Below are 16,284 nucleotides of genomic sequence, written 5' to 3' on the forward strand. Positions count from 1 at the left end.
AAATGACATTTGCTGAGGAATATTTAGACTTGGTCTCATTTAGTCCGATAGTGCGACGCGAAAATTCAAAAAACCGCAAATGATTTCTAAAGATCCGTTTCAGACTTTGTATCGAGAGCCCCTTCACGAGGGGAGGAAGGAAAAATTCTCCCTTGGAAAAAAGGGAGAAGGACTCGGCTATTTTCTATTCAGAGAACTTAGGCTTTCCCGAATCGCGTTCGGTGGATATAGGATAGGCCTCGAAGATCCGGAACATAAAGAATCTCTACTGCTTGCACTCAAATCAGGAGTGAACGTCATTGATGTTTCAGCGAATTACGGAGATGGAGAAGCTGAAAGTTTAGTGGGGAAGGTCTTGGATGAAAATTTCAAAAAAAGGCATCTTCACAGAAAGGAAATTTTTTTAGTCACCAAGGCTGGATACATCCAGGGAAAAAATATGAAACTCGTGGAGTCCAAAGAAAAGGAGAAGGACCAATTTCCTGAAATCACTTATTACCAACCAGGATGTTATCATTGTATCTCTCCGGAATTTTTGGAAGACCAATTGGAAAGATCCAGAAAACGCCTGGGACTCGCAACCATTGACGCATTCTTATTACATAATCCCGAATATTTCCTAAGCCATTCCGAAAAGAATGGAATTCCAAAAGAAGAAGCCCAAGCAGAATACTATCGTAGGATCAAAGAGGCGTTTCTATTTTTAGAGAAGGCAAGAAAAGAAGGAAAAATCCAGTTTTATGGAATTTCCAGTAATACATTTCCTATTCCGGAAGAAGAATATACTCATACTTCTTTGTCGAAGTGCCTACAAATTGCTGAGAAAATTGCAGGAAAGGAGAATGGATTCGCAGTGGTCCAGTTCCCAGCGAATTGGTACGAAGACGGATTCCTTCGGAATCGAAATTCCGAAAATAAGACTCTACTTGAAATTTGTAGTAACTTCGACCTTCTTCCTCTTATCAACAGACCGCTTAATTCTTTCCAAGCAGGAAAGGGAATGGTCCGACTCTCTTATACTCCTCAGAGCCAAGCTCCAGATCAGTCTAAGATACTACAAATCCTAGAACTCGAGTCCTCTCTTCTTGAACCACTTTCCCAAAATCCGAACCGGAATTCACTTTCCAAACTCTGGCAAACATATGGAGAGAAGGTCCGATCTGAAGAACAATTTCAGGTCCTTCTCCAAAAATCCTGGATCCCTGCTTTGCGAGGAGTCATCGACGAAGTATATTCTGAAAAAGGAAAAGAATCCGCCGAAGAATATCTGAGAGTTTTGAACACCGCGCTTCCATTATTGGAAGAACAAATACAAATTCGTTCTTCAGAAAATTTATCCGGCCTATACGAAAACCTTGTCTCCAGATTTCATTCCAATGGAGAATCTCCGGAAAGTTTATCCTCTCTCATGGTATTTCATCTCGCTTCTCTTCTGGAAAAAGGAACAGTCTTACTCGGAATGAGAAAAAGAAAGTATGTAAGAGACATTCTTCCAATTTTCAAAAAACCACTGCCTGAAATCTCAAGATCCGAATGGGGAGAAAATGGAATTCGATCCTGAAATACTCTCCATATTAGAAAAAGTGAAACAGGGAAACGCGGATGCGAGCTTCGACTACGCATGGGAAGAAGGAAGAAAACTTTATCTAAAAGGAAGATACTTCGAGTTACATGAAGTATTTGAATTTCAATGGAAGAAGGAAAAAGGTGGAAGAAGACTTCTTCTACACGGATGGATCCAACTTGCCATTTCTTTGAATAAAGTATTTGTAAAACCGAATATACGCGGATCTAAAATGCAAGCGGAGAAAGCTAGGGAGAAGTTCTTAAAACTTTCCGAAACTGGAGAACTTTCGCCTTTCGGAGCAGAAGAAAATGGGCTTATCGTTTCCTATTTAAATAAACTTTTAAGCAATTTTGAAAGTGAAGAAAGTTGGGACCTCGAACGAATTAAAGAACTTTCTTTACCTGAAATGAAAGAAAACCCAAAGGAATTGTTTTCAAGTTCTGTTTTCCCAGCATCGTGACTCTATGGAAGTTTCGGATCCTCAAAACAAAAACCAAGAAAGTGGATTTTTCGAATCCGGCGGTTATAAACTCCATTATACAAAGAGAGATAATGGAAAGGGCAGAGCATTACTCTTACTTCATGGATTTATGGATTCTTCTCAAACCTTTTTGTTCCAGGAAGAATATTTATCTAAACATTTCGATCTTTATCGTTTTGATTATAGAGGACATGGAGATTCAGATTGGTTAAGAGAAGGTTTCTACCACTTCATGCTTCCTCTAGTGGATACCACAACATTCATCCAAAAATTTCTTCCTGAAAAATTCCATATACTTGGGCATTCCATGGGAGGCGGTCTTGGTTCTCGGATTGCAGGTTTGTATCCGGAGAGAGTAGAAAGCCTTGTATCTCTAGAAGGTTTTAGTTCTCTCCAAGATCCTGAAAAGGAAAGAAGAAGGTTCCTCGGCTGGTTGGAAAATTGGGAACAAAGCCTTGCAGGAAAAGATAGAAAGCGTCAAAAAAATTTCAAATCTGTAGAAGATGCTGCAGCAAGGCTTGCACCTATCTATCCAAGACTTCCTAAAGAAAGACTTTTAAAGATCACTGAAACATTAACAAGACCTGCAGAAGAGGGAGGTTATATGTGGAAAAGTGATCCTTCTTATAAAAATGGCCCTCCAGTCTTTATAAGTCCTCAATTCACTCGACATCTTTGGCAAACAATTGTATGTAATGTTCTCGTAGTTTATGGGCAAAAAACTCATCTTGCTTTGGATGATAGCAAAGAAGTATTCTCTCATATTAGAAATTTAAAATATACTGAAATAGAAGATGCAGGCCATAATATGCATCATGATCGTCCTGATATTCTCGAAAGCATACTCGAGGAATTCTACGTAACAAATTTAAAGTAAACGGATTTTAAATATATCACGGTGTCGGATAACGCACTTGTTACTCACGCATGTTTAGTACGAAAAATTCTGAGACATAAAAAATTTTCCTGAGTTTTTACAAAAAACACTTGTACTTTTACAGTACCGGAATAGTTTTCCTCCAACGTTTTGTAGTTAGGGGCGAACATGGTAAGCAGCAAATTTAAAGAGCAAATGGAAAGATACGTAAACTACCGAGGAATAGACATCATTCTCCATTTAAAAGATGGTTCTATTATCGAATTGGATAAAAACAGAAGACTCGTAGGCGAAGAGATCGTGTATTTTCCACAAAAAGCGAATCCAAGTAAAATTTCTCTTACTATGATCCAAAAAGCGGATCTATTCGTCGCATAACCAAAGCAACGAATCCCTTTAAAATGACCAAAACGACACCGGGATTACCCGGTGTTTGTTTATAAAAACCTTAAGCTAAGGTCTGGATCAATTCTTCGATCTCTTTGATCTTATCAAAATCCTTTTCAGTGTAATTCAAGAACACATCGTATTCGACATCAGAAACACGATCACACTTGATCACTTTCATAGGAATATCAATGGAACCAGAGATACTGATGGTTCCGACTTGCAGAGCAAGATTAGTTCCCGGCTCCCACGGAACATCAGTTCTATGCACGATTCCTACGAGTACGTTTTCTGCAATCCTTAGCTTAGCACTTTCTAACACCTGAAAGTCTACGTTAAGAGTGGAGGGGATTCTATTGTATTTCATGGCGGTTCCTCCCGGTTTTTCTAAGAAATCTTAGATTAAGTCGCTTACGTTCCGATTAAGATCGTTTTACGATCCTGAAATAATCGTTCAGACAGGCGAATATCCTATTTATAGCAATTTCTATACCAGTAACCTTATATTGGGCCCCGGACAAAAAGAAAATCGTGCAATGCACTAAAATATTAGGTCTCTTTTCAATATAGCGAACAGATATGAGATTTTAACGGAGAAGGAGCCGGGTCTTTGGGATATCGAGGACTAAAATCTTACGATTTTGTCGAAGCTACTACAGGGCAGATTTTAGAGAAACTTACAATATTCTAATATATTGCTAATTTATTAAGCGAATTGGATCTTAAGCAGAGATTCCGATCTTCTGAAATTAATACAGTTTCAGAAGATCGAAATCATTTCTCAGAGGGAATAAACGGAAGCTTTTTGTCTTAGAGTTTTACTCAGTAAAGAATTCTGGTCTTAAGAGATCCAGGATGTCTTTCTATTCTTTCTTTTAGTTCATCACCTACGCTCATATTGATGACCATAGATAAGTAACCAATTTCTGCGCTGGTTCCTAAATGTTGGGAGCTGATATTTGCACCAATCTCGGAAACCATACTGTTGATATCTTTTAAGAACCCAGGTTGGTTTTTATGAACATTCAGAATTCTATACATTCCCTGAGGAATAGGGTTTAATTCCAGATGTGGGAAGTTCACAGCAAAAGTAGTGGAACCATTGTTTACAAACTTCAAAAGTTTAGAAGCAACTTCCGTTCCTATATTCTTCTGGGCTTCTTCCGTAGAACCACCGATATGAGGGGTCAATATTACGTTTTGCAGATTCTGCAAAGGAGTGATGAATGGATCGCTATTAGATTCAGGCTCTTGTGGAAAAACATCCACTCCGGCACCTGCAATATGACCAGACTTAATCGCTTCAGCCAATGCTTCCAGATCCAAAACTTTTCCTCTGGAAAGATTGATAATATAGGCTCCCTTTTTTGTAGCCTTAATTTCCTTAGCTGCATACAAATTCATTGTTTCCGGAAGTTCTGGCACATGGAAGGTAACAAAATCAGAAACGGAAAGTAATTCTTCGTAAGAATTGAGTGGAGTAGCGTTTCCTAAAGGAAGAACAGTTTGTATATCGTAATAGACCACTTTTAGGCCCATTGCTTCTGCAAGAACGGAAACCTGGCTTCCAATATGACCGTAACCTACGATTCCTAGAGTTTTTCCTCGAACTTCGAAACAATTCTTAGAAATTTTATTCCAGATACCTGCGTGAGTATTTCGGATATGATCCGGAACTCTTCTGGCTAACATTATGATTTCCGCAATTACAAGTTCAGCAACGGAGCGTGTGTTTGAATAAGGTGCGTTGAATACTGGGATCCCTTTCTTCTCAGCTTCTGCTAAATCTACTTGGTTTGTTCCGATACAAAAACAACCTACTGTCATAAGTCGTTTTGCTTTGGCTAAAACAGGTGCGGTCAGATTGGTTTTACTTCGGATCCCCAGAACATGAATGTTCTCGATTTCTTTTGAAAGTTCGTCTTCGCCCAGGGCTTGGGGGAGAAGGCGGACATTAAAACCGTCTTTTTGAAAGAGTTGGAATGCGTCTTGGTGTACATTCTCTAAGAGGAGGACGTTTATCTTTTCTTTCGGGTAGGAAATCATAGTTCTATTGCCATGGAACGTATCCTTGGCTTCTCTGAAAACGGATTTTTTACTTCACCTTTGGGGGATCGTAAGAAGAATGGAATGGAAATCACAAAGGAGACCACCTTTTAATGATCCGTTCTAATTTCTCTTTTTTACAAGTTTCTATCTTTGCCGTATTTTTTGCAATTTTACTGAATTCCTGCTCGGCTCGGGTCCAAGTCCTCCCTGAACCAGTGGTGGAGCAGACACTTTTCAGAAGTGGTCCTATCTGTCCCGGTGCAATTTTCTGCAGTGTGGGAAAACCTGGGTCTTTGAATTTTAAGGGCATCCTGATAAATAAAACAGGGGAGAAACCAATCTTCCTGGAATACTATATGAGTTCGTTCGAGGAAAGTTTTCCGATCGGGGTTTCTATGAAGTTAGACCAAACCTGGCATAACCTCAGAAAAACTTCTACGGATTATGGTGATACTGTTCGTGTAGTCTCCATTCTTCCTACAGATGTGGCTGATAAACTGCTTTCTGCGAAAGAAGTTCAGTTTAGCTTTTCTTCTCGAGATAATACAAGCACATACACTTTAAGTTCCTCCAATACAGATAGTTTAAAATCTTTATTGAAGGATCTAAAAGAAAAGTTAGATTCTCAAGCGAAACTAACGATCACAAATCATTAAGACCGAACCCGAGCATGTTAATGGCTCGGGCTTTAAGAAAGAATTCTTCTTATTCCGGTCTCATTAGAGGGAATAAAATTGTGTCTCGGATAGATTGAGAATTTGTGAGTAACATCACCAAACGATCTATCCCGATCCCAAGACCTCCAGTAGGTGGCATTCCATATTCAAGTGCTCGGATATAATCCTCGTCCATCATGAACGCCTCATCATCTCCTGCTTCTCTTTGTTTTACCTGATCTTCGAATCTTTCTTTTTGATCGAATGGATCATTTAACTCGGAGAATGCATTTCCGATCTCTCTACCTACAATATAAGGCTCGAATCTTTCTACATAACCTGGATTTTCAGGATTTGATTTTGCTAATGGAGAAAGTTCCTTTGGATAATCAGTAACAAATACAGGCTGGATCAGATTTGGTTCTGCTTTTTCGGAGAATACCTCGTCTGCCACTTTCCAGATAGAAGTACATTTGTTTGCGTCTACTTTTACCGAGCTTGCTTTTTCTTTAGCTTCTTCCAGAGTTTTTACCTGAGAGAAATCGATCCCTGAATATTCTTTGATAATATCCACGTATTTCACTCTTCTCCATGGAGGGCTAAGATCTACTAAATCGTTTCCGTATTTGATCTTAAGAGTTCCGCAAATCTTTTGAGCAACTGTAGTGATGAGTTTTTCAGTCAGCTCTAACATTTTTCCCATATCACCATAAGCCATATATGCTTCCATCATGGTGAACTCAGGATTATGTTTGGTAGAAATTCCTTCGTTCCTAAAATTACGGTTTAATTCGAATACTCTATCCAATCCGCCTACAATCAGACGTTTTAGATATAATTCAGGAGCAATTCTTAAGAATAACTGCATATCCAAAGTATTGTGGTGAGTTACGAATGGTCTTGCAGCCGCACCACCTGCAATGGGTTGCATCATAGGAGTTTCCACTTCTAAAAATCCTTCGGAAGTTAGGAAATTGCGGATCTCAGATACGATCCTACTGCGTGTGATAAAAGTATCTCTAACATGATCGTTTACTACCAAGTCCACATAACGCATTCTATATCTTTGTTCCACGTCTGCGAAAGCATCGTATACAACTCCATCTTTCTCTTTTACTACAGGAAGAGGGCGAACACATTTTGCGAGTAATGTAACTGAAGTTAAATGAAGAGTAGTTTCTCCCTTTTGGGTTTGGAAAAGGTAACCTTCTATCCCGATTAGGTCTCCTAAATCTAAACTTTTGAAAAGAGTATAATTTTCTTCTCCCAGATCGTCTCTGGTTGCATAAAGTTGGATAACTCCTGACTTATCTTTTAAATGAGCGAAGCTTGCTTTTCCCATCACACGTTTGGAATGCAAACGTCCGCCTAATAAAAACTTTTTCTCAGGTCCTGTAGGAGTTTTAGAATACATCTCTATTAAAGATGCTGAATCAGAATCAGGGAAAAATCTGACAGGGTAGGGATCTACACCCTTCTCCTTTAGATTTTTGATCTTTTCGATTCTTTGTTGGATAAGTTCGTTTGTTTCTTTTAAGTCTTGGGACATTCTAATTTCCTAATAGTATCAAATATAAATGTTTCGAGAGTCTTCCTAAGATGGATTCCAGGCTTTTTGGTTTTGTAAACCAATCCCAGGATCCTATCCCTTCGTTTACCTTGGAGACAGCGATATAAATTCCCGCAGGTTCCAGCACATTTCTATATAATTTTAACAAGGTTGCAGAATCGTATTCTTTTCCTATCAAAAGAAAAGTTTTCCACTGACGATCTAATGCGATCTTTAAGAGAGTTTTGGGGAATTCCTGAGCACCAGACTCTACAGTATAAACTAAGATCTTAGTCTCATCTACTCCTAAGGAAACCAGATAGCTTTGTAAGGAAGAAGTCGGATCCCCAGCAATTCCCAAATCAGACTCTTGGTTAGGAGGAGAATGTAAAATTACGATAACAGGAGCCAGGCCCTTCTTCCATAATGCAGCCGCCTGCTTGAATTTATCTTTTTTACCAGTTTCGATTGCCTCTAATACAAGTGCGTCCGATTTTTTTGGATCCGCTTTTGAGACTAAAAGATAAGGAGAAGAAAAGAATAAGATCAGAAATAGGATCAATAATCCAAAAAAGCCGTATGAAACAAGTTTGGCTTTATCTAAGAAATCTTTAACGGAGAGAGCACCCGATGCCATAGTTTTACCGAGGGTTGGTTTTTCGAAGTGGGGAAAGGTTTTAAGGTAGGACGAATTGCTCGAGAGGGGACTCGAACCCCTACACCGAACCGGCACAAGCACCTCAAGCTTGCGTGTCTACCAATTCCACCACCCGAGCGGTCGCGATTGACAGACTGGGTGACTAGGTTCCGGTGTCAAGGAAATTCAACCGAGGCTTGAGTTCAGACAAGTTCGTACTTTTTCTTCTGCTTTTTATCTTCCGGATCCAAGATGAATCTTTCCGGATGGAACACAATATTCCAATATCTTTTGGAATAAGCGACTACTCCAATACTTAAGACCAAGACCAACACATAACCTGAATATTCAGGATGAAGGAAGAAATGATTTTCAGGTAAAGTAGGGCCGATCAGAGGCAAGGTCATATACCATAAAACTGCTGCAGCAACGAGGCCCACACCAATCTTACCCCACCAATTCGGTTTTCCTTGGATCCCTCTTTTTAAATATAAGAATCCGCCCAACCAAACTCCCAAAGTTTCTCGGAGAATATAAATGAGAAGGATCCAGAGTGGAAACTGATAATAATGAACAATTACCGAGAGTCCTCCGATGGTAACGAATTTATCGCAGATCGGATCCAGATATTTTCCCAAGACCGATTCTTGAGAGAGAAGCCTTGCTAGAAACCCGTCTAGAAAATCGGTGAGAACTGCAAGCACACAGGTACCGATTGCTAAAAATAAATATTCGCTGCTACGAGGAGACTCGATATGTTTGCGAGTAAATTGTATAAAAAAAGGAAGAAGCAAAACTCTGGAGACGGATAGAAAATTTGAAAGAGTAAACACCCTCTCTTCGAGTAGATCCTTTGGTTTTTTTTCGTGAAGCATCTAATAAAGCCGTCGGTCGGAAAAAACTCCGCTATTGGAAAGGCTATGGAAGGGACTTAAAAATTCATCCCTTTTTCAGATAAACGAATTGACCCACAGGCTCTCTCAGAAATTATGTTCTTCATATTAGGAGCTGTAGCTCAGCTGGTTAGAGTGCCTGCCTGTCACGCAGGATGTCGCGGGTTCGAGTCCCGTCAGCTCCGAAATTTTCCCTTCCATCTCAAATCCGACTGAAGAGCGGATTAGATAAATTCTTCCGAATCCTTTTTAATAATAATTTCCCCGATCTCTTCCAAATCACGCAATGCAGTAAGAACAGTATTTCTTGCATCGGTGATCTCTTTTAGGGTCACTTTTCCTCGGATATCCATACTTTCTAGAATATCATTGGCTCTGTTTTTGGACATTGCTTCGAAGAAATGGATTTTGATCTGGTCGGAAGCTCCTCTGAGTGCTATCGCAATTAGATCATCATCTGCGATACGATTGATGAGTTGTCTCATTTCTTTTGAGTTAAGAAGAAGTACATCTTCGAATGTGTATAATTTTTCGCGGACCTGAGATGCGAGCTCTGGAGATTGTTCTTCCAATTCTTTTAGAATTGTTTCTTCCAAAGATTTATCCATATGGTTCAGGATATTTGCGAGAGCTTCCGCTCCACCTGCTTCGCTGAATTCGGATTTATCTCTTTGTTCGTATTTTTTCTTCAGGACTTTTGCGATCTGGCGGATTGCATCCGGATGAGTTTTGGTAGTATTTGCGAGCCTAAGTGCCACCTTACTTTGAAGTTCTTTAGGTAAAAACTTAAGAGTTTCAGCGGCCTTTTTAGGATGTAAAAATGCAAGTGTGACTGCGATAGTTTGAGTATGTTCCGGAGCGAGTAGATGAGCAAGAGTTTGGGGCTCTGCATCGTTTAAGAAAGAAAAATCTTCCTCGGTGTCTTTTCTATCCAGTTTTCCTAATATGTTTTCGGATTTCTCTTTGCCTAAAGACTTTTGGAGTAATTCTCTTGCGGTTTCTATTCCGCCTCTGGATTCTGCTGCCAGATCTTTGAGTGAACCTTGGAAATCCAAAAGGACTTCTTCTTTTTCGGACTTGCTGATTGTTTTGATCTTTGCCATTTCCTGGACGATCTCTTCAATCAACTTCTCGTCCAGTTGGGCTAACGCCTTGGCCGCAGCATCCTTGTCTAAGGATAGAAGTAGCATTGCTGCCTTTTTAACTTTTTGGTCTCTTATTTTAAGATTGGAATCCTGATCCACTGCTTCTTTGCCCACTAAAAAATCAGGCAAGTAACCGAAGAGGATGTTCCAGAAAATTTCGAAACACTTCCAACCAACCGGCTCCCACCGCGCCGTCTACCACTCTATGATCACAGGAAAGGCAGACTGAAAGAGTTTTTCCGGGGACTATACTTCCGTTTTTGATTACAGGTTTAGATACCACGTTTCCTACTGCGAGGATTGCAGCCTCAGGTTCGTTGATTACCGCTGCAAAACGATTCATTCCGAACATTCCCAAATTGGAAACAGTGAAGGTTCCGTCTGAAAACTCTTCCGGTTTGAGTTTTCGTTCCCTTGCACGGGAAGCAAGCTCTTTTACCGTCCTACCGATTTCCAAAACAGACCTTTTGTCTGCGTTTCTTACATAAGGAGTAATGAGTCCACCTTCGATAGAAACTGCTACACCAATATCCACTCTTCCATGTTTAAGGATATGATCTTCTCTCCAGGAAGAATTTACTTCGGGTACGTTTAGGAGCGCAAGCGCGGAAGCTCTTATGATAAAATCATTTATACTAAGTTTGATCTCTTCTCCTGATTCTTTTAGATCAGAGTTAAAGTTTTCTCTCAAATGAACAAGAGCGTCTGCGTCAATTTCCATATCCAAATAGAAATGAGGTTGGTGGGTTTTAGAATGAACCAATCTTGATGCGATTGTTTTTCTCATTCCTGATATTGGAAGTTTCTCTTCTTGTACAATTTCTCCAGCAAATGGAGATATTCCGCTAGACGAAAATGCAGAGATCCCGTTTTCAATATCTCGTTTGATAATTCTTCCGTCTGGTCCACTTCCTCGAACCTTGGAAAGATCGATTCCACTTTCTTCCGCTAGTCTTTTGGCCAAAGGAGAAGCTTTGACTCTTCCTTCTAAAGCAGAAGGAGAAAGTCCTCTGGAAACTGGGTTTTCTTTAGGAGTTGGGGGTTCTTCTTCAGGCTCTGGGATTGTCGAAGATACTACATTTTCTACTTTTTTAGGCGCTGGGTTGGGAGAAGGCGAGGCCACAGGAGCTGCCGCTGGGGTAGATATGGCAGTAGATCTGGATTTTGCTTCCGAAAGTAGGGAAGTGATATCTTCTCCCGCTTTACCTATGATTGCAACCGGAGCTCCTACGGGAAGTTTGGCTCCTTCCTGGGCTAAAATTTCTAAAATCACCCCGGAGTCGAATGCCTCCATTTCCATGACCGCTTTGTCAGTTTCGACCTCGGCTAATATTTCTCCGGGAGCGACCGAGTCACCCTTCTTCTTTAGCCATTTTACCAAAACACCTTCCGACATGGTCGGAGAAAGCTGGGTCATCTCGGAAATTTTTGCCATGTATTTTTCCTATTTATAATATAATAATATTCGAATATTATTATTTACTTAATCATTTCTCTAACTTTTTTGATTATCTTTTCTTCACTCGGGAGAGAGGATTTTTCCAGGTTTGCCGCATAAGGCATAGGTACATCTTCCTGCGTGATCCTTTCGATTGGAGCATCCAGATAATCGAATGCTTCTTTTTGGATCAGATAAGCTACTTGTGCCCCGAATCCTGCCACATTCCAGCCTTCTTCCACTATGAGTACTTTGTTTGTTTTTCTGACGGAAGCCAAAATTCCTTCCTCGTCCAAAGGTCTTATACTTCTTAGATCTAAAACTTCGACAGAAATTCCTTCTTTTGCCAGTTTTTCTGCCGCCGGAAGAACATACATAAGTGCTCTGGACCAACTGACGATTGTGAGTTGTGTTCCTTCTCTTTTGATATCCGATTTTCCCATCGGGATCAAAAATTCTCCTTCAGGAACTTCTCCTTTGGAGCCATACAATACTTCACTTTCGATGAAGATGGTAGGGTTATTATCTCGGATGGAAGTTTTCAAAAGTCCATAAGCATCGGAGGGCGTGTAAGGGGCGAGGACTTTGAGTCCTGGAATATGAGCATACCAACTTTCGAAAGACTGAGAGTGTTGGGCTGCGAGTCTTCCTCCAGCACCACCTGCTCCACGGAAAACGATTGGGATCGGAAATTGTCCCGCACTCATATAATTCATTTTTGCTGCTGAGTTAATGATTTGATCGATTGCAACAAGTGAGAAGTTCCAAGTCATAAATTCTATGATTGGTCTGAGTCCCACCATAGCAGCCCCAATTCCAACTCCTGCAAATCCGTTCTCTGAAATTGGAGTATCGATTACTCTCTTTTCTCCAAACTTAGCAAGCATTCCCTGGGAAACTTTATAAGCCCCTTCGTAATGTCCTACTTCTTCTCCCATGAGAAAGATATTCGGATCCTTCTCCATTTCTTCCGTCATTGCCCGATTGAGTGCTTCTCTATATGTGAGTACTGCCATTATACATTCTCCGCATAAACGTGCTTGTATAGCCAGCCAAGAGGTGGTTCTTCACTTTTTTCAGCGAAGTCAACAGAATCCTCAACAGTTTTAAGAATGGTTTCGTCCATTTTAGTTAATTCTTCTTGGGCCCAGCCTGCGGAGAGTAGATCCTTTTCTGCTTTGATAAGAGGATCACCTTGTTTATATTTATCTAATTCTTCTTTGGTCCTATATTTTGCAGGGTCCGACATAGAGTGGCCTCTGAATCTATAAGTGGAAATTTCCATGAGGGTAGGGCCTTCGCCTCTTCTTGCTCTTTCCACAGCAACCTTAACATGTTCTCTGACTTTTCGGACTTCATCACCTTCTATATGATCTCTTGCGATATCATAAGCCGCTGCTCTTACGGAAACATCTTTGACTGAAAGTGCTCTATATTCTGGAGTTCCCATCGCATAGTGATTATTTTCGCAGATCATAACGAGAGGAAGTTTCCAAATTGCAGCTAAGTTCATTCCTTCGTGGAAGGATCCTATGTTTGCTGCACCTTCACCAAAAAAACATAATGTAACTGCGCCGTCTTCACGGTACTTGGATGCATATGCGATACCGGCAGCAAGGGAGATATGTCCACCGACGATTCCATGTCCTCCCATGAAGTGTTTCTTCTTATCGAAGAAGTGCATGGAGCCTCCGTTACCGGAAACAATCCCAGTTTTTTTACCGTATAATTCCGCCATGAGAGACTTGGGTTCTAAACCTCTGGCGAGTGCGTGGCCGTGATCTCTATAGGTGGAAACTATATAATCTTTTTCTTCAAGAGCGGAGATCGCTCCCACTCCCACAGCTTCTTGACCGATGTATAAATGGCAGAAGCCGCCGATTTTGCCCATGCTATATGCCTTTGCGGAAGCTTCTTCGAAGCGCCGGATCAAAAGCATTTGTCTGTATAATTCTAAGAGATCTTCGGTTTCTTTTTTTGTTTTAGGTTGGCTCATAGTACTTTAGGAAATACGAAAACAATCGCAAAATATCTTCTTAGAACTAGGATATGCAAACTGATTTCCGAAATTTTTTGAAAAATGATCAGAGGCGGAGAAGGGGAGCTTCTTTTTCTAAAAAAATGCTTATGGAAATTTGCGATTCGTTCGAACTTTGAGATGAGCCCAAAAAAGGAAAATTTTTAGAAAAAATTCTCCAAATCCTTTTGCTTTCTTTCTTCAAAAATCGCTAAAAATCATCAAAAAACACTTAAAATTAGCGAAAAACTCCATTTTCGTTAAAATTAATCTATGCCAGGTGCTTCACCGAAGATATATCTGAAGGAAACCCTGAATTTCCAGGTTTATCCCGGATCTCAGCCTTCATTTAAACATATAGAAAAAAGACCAAAACCAAACCAGCACAGATCCCGGCACGGACGCCGGGCTCATGATCTCAGTTTCAAGGAGGAAACAAATGATCATTAACCATAACTTAGCCGCGATTAACTCCCACCGCGTTCTGAAGTTCCAGAACAACGAAGTGGCGAAAAACATGGAGGCACTTTCTTCCGGTATGCGTATCAACCGCGCCGGTGATGATGCATCCGGTCTAGCCGTTTCCGAGAAAATGAGAACTCAGGTGAAAGGACTTCGCCAAGCGGAGAGAAACACTGAGGACGGCATGTCCCTGATCCAAACAACTGAAGGATATCTACAGGAAACTAATGATATCATCCAGAGGGTCCGTGTACTTGCTATCCAATCTTCCAACGGAATCTACGGTGCAGAAGACCGTCAGATGATCCAAGTAGAAGTTTCTCAGCTTATAGACGAAATTGATCGCATTTCCTCCCAAGCAGAGTTCAACAAGATGGCATTGCTCCAAGGCGATTTCGCTCGTGGATCAAGAACTGCTTCTATGTGGTTCCACATCGGACCGAACCAGCACCAGAGGGAACGTGTCTATATCGCAACTATGACCGCTAAGGCTCTGAATTTAATCAAGTCTGACGGAACACTTTTGACTCTTTCTACTGCTGAACTTTCAAACGAAGCAATCGGCTTTCTTGACGATGCTTTAATGAAAATCAACAAACAAAGAGCAAATCTTGGAGCTTACTATAACCGTTTAGAGCATGCATCTAAAGGCCTAATGGTAGCTTACGAGAACATCCAAGCTTCAGAGTCGAGAATCAGGGACGCGGATATGGCAGAGGAAACTGTTGCATTCACTAAGAACCAAATTTTGGTTCAATCAGGAACTGCAATGTTAGCACAAGCTAACGTAAGACCTCAGTCTGTCCTCCAGTTACTTAGGTAATTAGGACTTTCCGGCAGCGGGAGCAGTGATGCTCCCGCACCGGGAACTTTTCTGTAAAACTCCGAAGCCGCGTTAGCGGCTATCGTTGTCTACAGACCTAATGAAAAGGTACAGGAAAAACGTCGGGTCTAACATTCTTCTTTCCCCAATTTTTTTCCGGTTCCTTTTCCAAGGAGAAATTCCGAAGAAACGAAAACCGGGTTAGTAATAACCGAAAGCTTATTGTACTTTTGCAAGATTGCTGACGTTAGTCTGCTTTATTGCGGTTGATTGAAAATATCCTAGATCTCCTCGGGAGAAAATGACCTGTCGGGTGGTCCGACCGGGTCCATCCCGGAGCACCGGACAGGTCATGTCCGATCGGAGGATAGGGAGATCCTCCGGAAACTCTCTACAAGGAGTGTAGGATGATTATCAATCACAACCTGAGTGCGGTGAATTCTCACCGCTCTCTGAAGTTCAACGAGCTAGCTGTGGATAAAACCATGAAAGCTTTGTCTTCCGGCATGCGGATCAATTCTGCCGGTGACGATGCTTCGGGTTTGGCTGTCTCCGAAAAACTCAGAACGCAGATCAACGGACTGAGGCAAGCGGAGAGAAATACGGAAGATGGGATGAGTTTCATCCAGACTGCGGAAGGATTCCTTCAACAGTCTTCGGATATCATCCAAAGAATCCGGGTTTTGGCCATCCAAACCTCGAATGGGATTTACAGCCCCGAAGACAGACAATTGGTTCAGGTGGAAGTTTCCGCCCTTGTCGACGAAGTGGATCGTATTGCCTCTCAAGCAGAGTTCAATCGATTCAAATTGTTTGAAGGTGACTTCGCTAGAGGTTCCAAAAGAGCTTCTATGTGGTTCCATATGGGACCGAACCAGAATCAAAGGGAAAGGTTCTTCATCGGAACTATGACTTCCCGAGCTTTAAAGCTTACCAAGGCAGATGGCAGACCGATTGCGGTTTCTTCTCCTGGGGAAGCGAATGAAGTGATCGGCCTAGCCGACGCTGCGCTCGGAAAGATCATGAAGCAGAGGGCGGATATGGGAGCTTATTTTAATAGGCTAGAACATTCCGCAAAAGGTCTCATGGCAGCATATGAAAATATGCAGGCCTCAGAGTCCAGAATTCGTGACGCCGATATGGCGGAGGAGATGGTTGCTCTAACTACAAAACAAATACTCGTGCAGAGTGGTACGGCGATGTTAGTGCAAGCAAACCTAAAACCGAATTCGGTCCTCAAACTTCTACAAATGTAGTTTTCGGGAACAGGCGCCACCGGATGGAAAATTCCGGTGGCTTTTTT

General features: G+C 41.3%; 16 protein-coding genes and 2 tRNA genes. 8 read left to right on the top strand and 10 right to left on the bottom strand.

The window, feature by feature from the left end; translation table 11 throughout:
* The first annotated feature begins 79 nt into the window (after positions 1 to 79).
* The 4 genes from CH362_RS08850 (at position 80) to CH362_RS08865 (ending at position 3,303) form a co-directional block, all read left to right on the top strand.
* A complete protein-coding gene (locus tag CH362_RS08850) occupies positions 80 to 1,561 on the top strand; it encodes an aldo/keto reductase (RefSeq protein ID WP_100709999.1) in 1,482 nt (493 codons plus the stop codon).
* A complete protein-coding gene (locus CH362_RS08855; protein ID WP_100710000.1) occupies positions 1,545 to 2,027 on the top strand; it encodes a DUF309 domain-containing protein in 483 nt (160 codons plus the stop codon). Before CH362_RS08850 ends, CH362_RS08855 begins: the two co-directional genes overlap by 17 nt.
* 4 nt (positions 2,028 to 2,031) lie before the next feature.
* Complete coding sequence (locus CH362_RS08860) at positions 2,032 to 2,925, top strand: alpha/beta fold hydrolase (protein WP_100710001.1); 894 nt, start codon at positions 2,032 to 2,034, stop codon at positions 2,923 to 2,925.
* 168 nt (positions 2,926 to 3,093) lie between these two features.
* Positions 3,094 to 3,303: a hypothetical protein gene (locus CH362_RS08865; RefSeq protein WP_008590531.1), complete on the top strand. Its 210-nt coding sequence runs from the start codon at positions 3,094 to 3,096 to the stop codon at positions 3,301 to 3,303.
* A gap of 70 nt (positions 3,304 to 3,373) precedes the next feature.
* Here the strand turns inward: CH362_RS08865 and CH362_RS08870 are convergent, their stop codons facing one another.
* Positions 3,374 to 3,679 (bottom strand): PilZ domain-containing protein, encoded by a 306-nt coding sequence (locus tag CH362_RS08870; protein ID WP_165780244.1) that lies wholly within the window; start codon positions 3,677 to 3,679, stop codon positions 3,374 to 3,376.
* Positions 3,680 to 4,134: 455 nt separating this feature from the next.
* Positions 4,135 to 5,358, bottom strand: coding sequence for a phosphoglycerate dehydrogenase (serA, locus tag CH362_RS08880; protein ID WP_100710002.1), 1,224 nt, complete (start codon positions 5,356 to 5,358; stop codon positions 4,135 to 4,137).
* 113 nt (positions 5,359 to 5,471) lie between these two features.
* On the opposite strand from serA, the gene CH362_RS08885 reads away from it, so the two are divergent.
* Positions 5,472 to 6,017, top strand: a complete 546-nt coding sequence (locus CH362_RS08885; protein ID WP_100710003.1) for a hypothetical protein — start codon at positions 5,472 to 5,474, stop codon at positions 6,015 to 6,017.
* 49 nt (positions 6,018 to 6,066) lie between these two features.
* Here CH362_RS08885 and lysS read toward each other — a convergent pair whose 3' ends face one another.
* The 4 genes from lysS to CH362_RS08905 all read right to left on the bottom strand — a co-directional run bounded on the left by lysS (position 6,067) and on the right by CH362_RS08905 (position 9,078).
* Complete coding sequence (gene lysS, locus CH362_RS08890) at positions 6,067 to 7,566, bottom strand: lysine--tRNA ligase (RefSeq protein ID WP_100710004.1); 1,500 nt, start codon at positions 7,564 to 7,566, stop codon at positions 6,067 to 6,069.
* Position 7,567: 1 nt separating this feature from the next.
* The gene (locus CH362_RS08895; protein ID WP_100710005.1) at positions 7,568 to 8,203 is read right to left on the bottom strand and encodes a hypothetical protein; all 636 of its coding nucleotides are present in this window, start codon (positions 8,201 to 8,203) and stop codon (positions 7,568 to 7,570) included.
* 56 nt (positions 8,204 to 8,259) lie between these two features.
* Positions 8,260 to 8,342, bottom strand: a tRNA-Leu gene (locus CH362_RS08900).
* A 64-nt stretch (positions 8,343 to 8,406) separates the two neighbouring features.
* Positions 8,407 to 9,078 carry a CDP-alcohol phosphatidyltransferase family protein gene (locus tag CH362_RS08905; protein ID WP_100710006.1) on the bottom strand — a complete coding sequence of 224 codons (672 nt, stop codon included), beginning with the start codon at positions 9,076 to 9,078 and terminating at the stop codon, positions 8,407 to 8,409.
* A gap of 129 nt (positions 9,079 to 9,207) precedes the next feature.
* Between CH362_RS08905 and CH362_RS08910 the strand changes: the two genes are divergently transcribed.
* Positions 9,208 to 9,281: transfer RNA gene (locus tag CH362_RS08910), tRNA-Asp, on the top strand.
* Positions 9,282 to 9,320: 39 nt separating this feature from the next.
* Here CH362_RS08910 and fliG read toward each other — a convergent pair.
* From fliG to pdhA, 4 genes are read right to left on the bottom strand one after another with little or no spacing between them, the layout of a single operon-like run.
* Entirely contained in the window at positions 9,321 to 10,340 is a 1,020-nt protein-coding gene (fliG, locus tag CH362_RS08915; RefSeq protein ID WP_165780248.1) for a flagellar motor switch protein FliG, read from the bottom strand.
* 22 nt (positions 10,341 to 10,362) lie between these two features.
* Positions 10,363 to 11,676, bottom strand: a complete 1,314-nt coding sequence (locus CH362_RS08920) for a pyruvate dehydrogenase complex dihydrolipoamide acetyltransferase (RefSeq protein ID WP_100710008.1) — start codon at positions 11,674 to 11,676, stop codon at positions 10,363 to 10,365.
* Between the two features lie 44 nt (positions 11,677 to 11,720).
* The gene (locus tag CH362_RS08925) at positions 11,721 to 12,695 is read right to left on the bottom strand and encodes a pyruvate dehydrogenase complex E1 component subunit beta (RefSeq protein ID WP_100706047.1); all 975 of its coding nucleotides are present in this window, start codon (positions 12,693 to 12,695) and stop codon (positions 11,721 to 11,723) included.
* The gene (gene pdhA / locus CH362_RS08930) at positions 12,695 to 13,675 is read right to left on the bottom strand and encodes a pyruvate dehydrogenase (acetyl-transferring) E1 component subunit alpha (protein ID WP_100710009.1); all 981 of its coding nucleotides are present in this window, start codon (positions 13,673 to 13,675) and stop codon (positions 12,695 to 12,697) included. Before pdhA ends, CH362_RS08925 begins: the two co-directional genes overlap by 1 nt.
* A 460-nt stretch (positions 13,676 to 14,135) precedes the next feature.
* Between pdhA and CH362_RS08940 the strand changes: the two genes are divergently transcribed.
* Together CH362_RS08940 and CH362_RS08945 are read left to right on the top strand one after the other, a co-directional pair.
* Entirely contained in the window at positions 14,136 to 14,981 is an 846-nt protein-coding gene (locus CH362_RS08940; RefSeq protein WP_008591598.1) for a flagellin N-terminal helical domain-containing protein, read from the top strand.
* Between the two features lie 407 nt (positions 14,982 to 15,388).
* Complete coding sequence (locus CH362_RS08945; RefSeq protein WP_008590488.1) at positions 15,389 to 16,237, top strand: flagellin N-terminal helical domain-containing protein; 849 nt, start codon at positions 15,389 to 15,391, stop codon at positions 16,235 to 16,237.
* Positions 16,238 to 16,284 lie beyond the last annotated feature (47 nt).

The organism is Leptospira saintgironsiae (assembly GCF_002811765.1).
Lineage (GTDB): Bacteria > Spirochaetota > Leptospiria > Leptospirales > Leptospiraceae > Leptospira_B > Leptospira_B saintgironsiae.

What these genes read in the sequence shown, in the direction of transcription:
- CH362_RS08850 (WP_100709999.1), top strand. Translation starts at nt 80, where the DNA reads ATGATTTCTAAAGATCCGTTTCAGACTTTGTATCGAGAGCCCCTTCAC.
- CH362_RS08855 (WP_100710000.1), top strand. Translation starts at nt 1,545, where the DNA reads ATGGAATTCGATCCTGAAATACTCTCCATATTAGAAAAAGTGAAACAG.
- CH362_RS08860 (WP_100710001.1), top strand. Translation starts at nt 2,032, where the DNA reads ATGGAAGTTTCGGATCCTCAAAACAAAAACCAAGAAAGTGGATTTTTC.
- CH362_RS08865 (WP_008590531.1), top strand. Translation starts at nt 3,094, where the DNA reads ATGGTAAGCAGCAAATTTAAAGAGCAAATGGAAAGATACGTAAACTAC.
- CH362_RS08870 (WP_165780244.1), bottom strand. Translation starts at nt 3,679, where the DNA reads ATGAAATACAATAGAATCCCCTCCACTCTTAACGTAGACTTTCAGGTG.
- serA (WP_100710002.1), bottom strand. Translation starts at nt 5,358, where the DNA reads ATGATTTCCTACCCGAAAGAAAAGATAAACGTCCTCCTCTTAGAGAAT.
- CH362_RS08885 (WP_100710003.1), top strand. Translation starts at nt 5,472, where the DNA reads ATGATCCGTTCTAATTTCTCTTTTTTACAAGTTTCTATCTTTGCCGTA.
- lysS (WP_100710004.1), bottom strand. Translation starts at nt 7,566, where the DNA reads ATGTCCCAAGACTTAAAAGAAACAAACGAACTTATCCAACAAAGAATC.
- CH362_RS08895 (WP_100710005.1), bottom strand. Translation starts at nt 8,203, where the DNA reads ATGGCATCGGGTGCTCTCTCCGTTAAAGATTTCTTAGATAAAGCCAAA.
- CH362_RS08905 (WP_100710006.1), bottom strand. Translation starts at nt 9,078, where the DNA reads ATGCTTCACGAAAAAAAACCAAAGGATCTACTCGAAGAGAGGGTGTTT.
- CH362_RS08920 (WP_100710008.1), bottom strand. Translation starts at nt 11,676, where the DNA reads ATGGCAAAAATTTCCGAGATGACCCAGCTTTCTCCGACCATGTCGGAA.
- CH362_RS08925 (WP_100706047.1), bottom strand. Translation starts at nt 12,695, where the DNA reads ATGGCAGTACTCACATATAGAGAAGCACTCAATCGGGCAATGACGGAA.
- pdhA (WP_100710009.1), bottom strand. Translation starts at nt 13,675, where the DNA reads ATGAGCCAACCTAAAACAAAAAAAGAAACCGAAGATCTCTTAGAATTA.
- CH362_RS08940 (WP_008591598.1), top strand. Translation starts at nt 14,136, where the DNA reads ATGATCATTAACCATAACTTAGCCGCGATTAACTCCCACCGCGTTCTG.
- CH362_RS08945 (WP_008590488.1), top strand. Translation starts at nt 15,389, where the DNA reads ATGATTATCAATCACAACCTGAGTGCGGTGAATTCTCACCGCTCTCTG.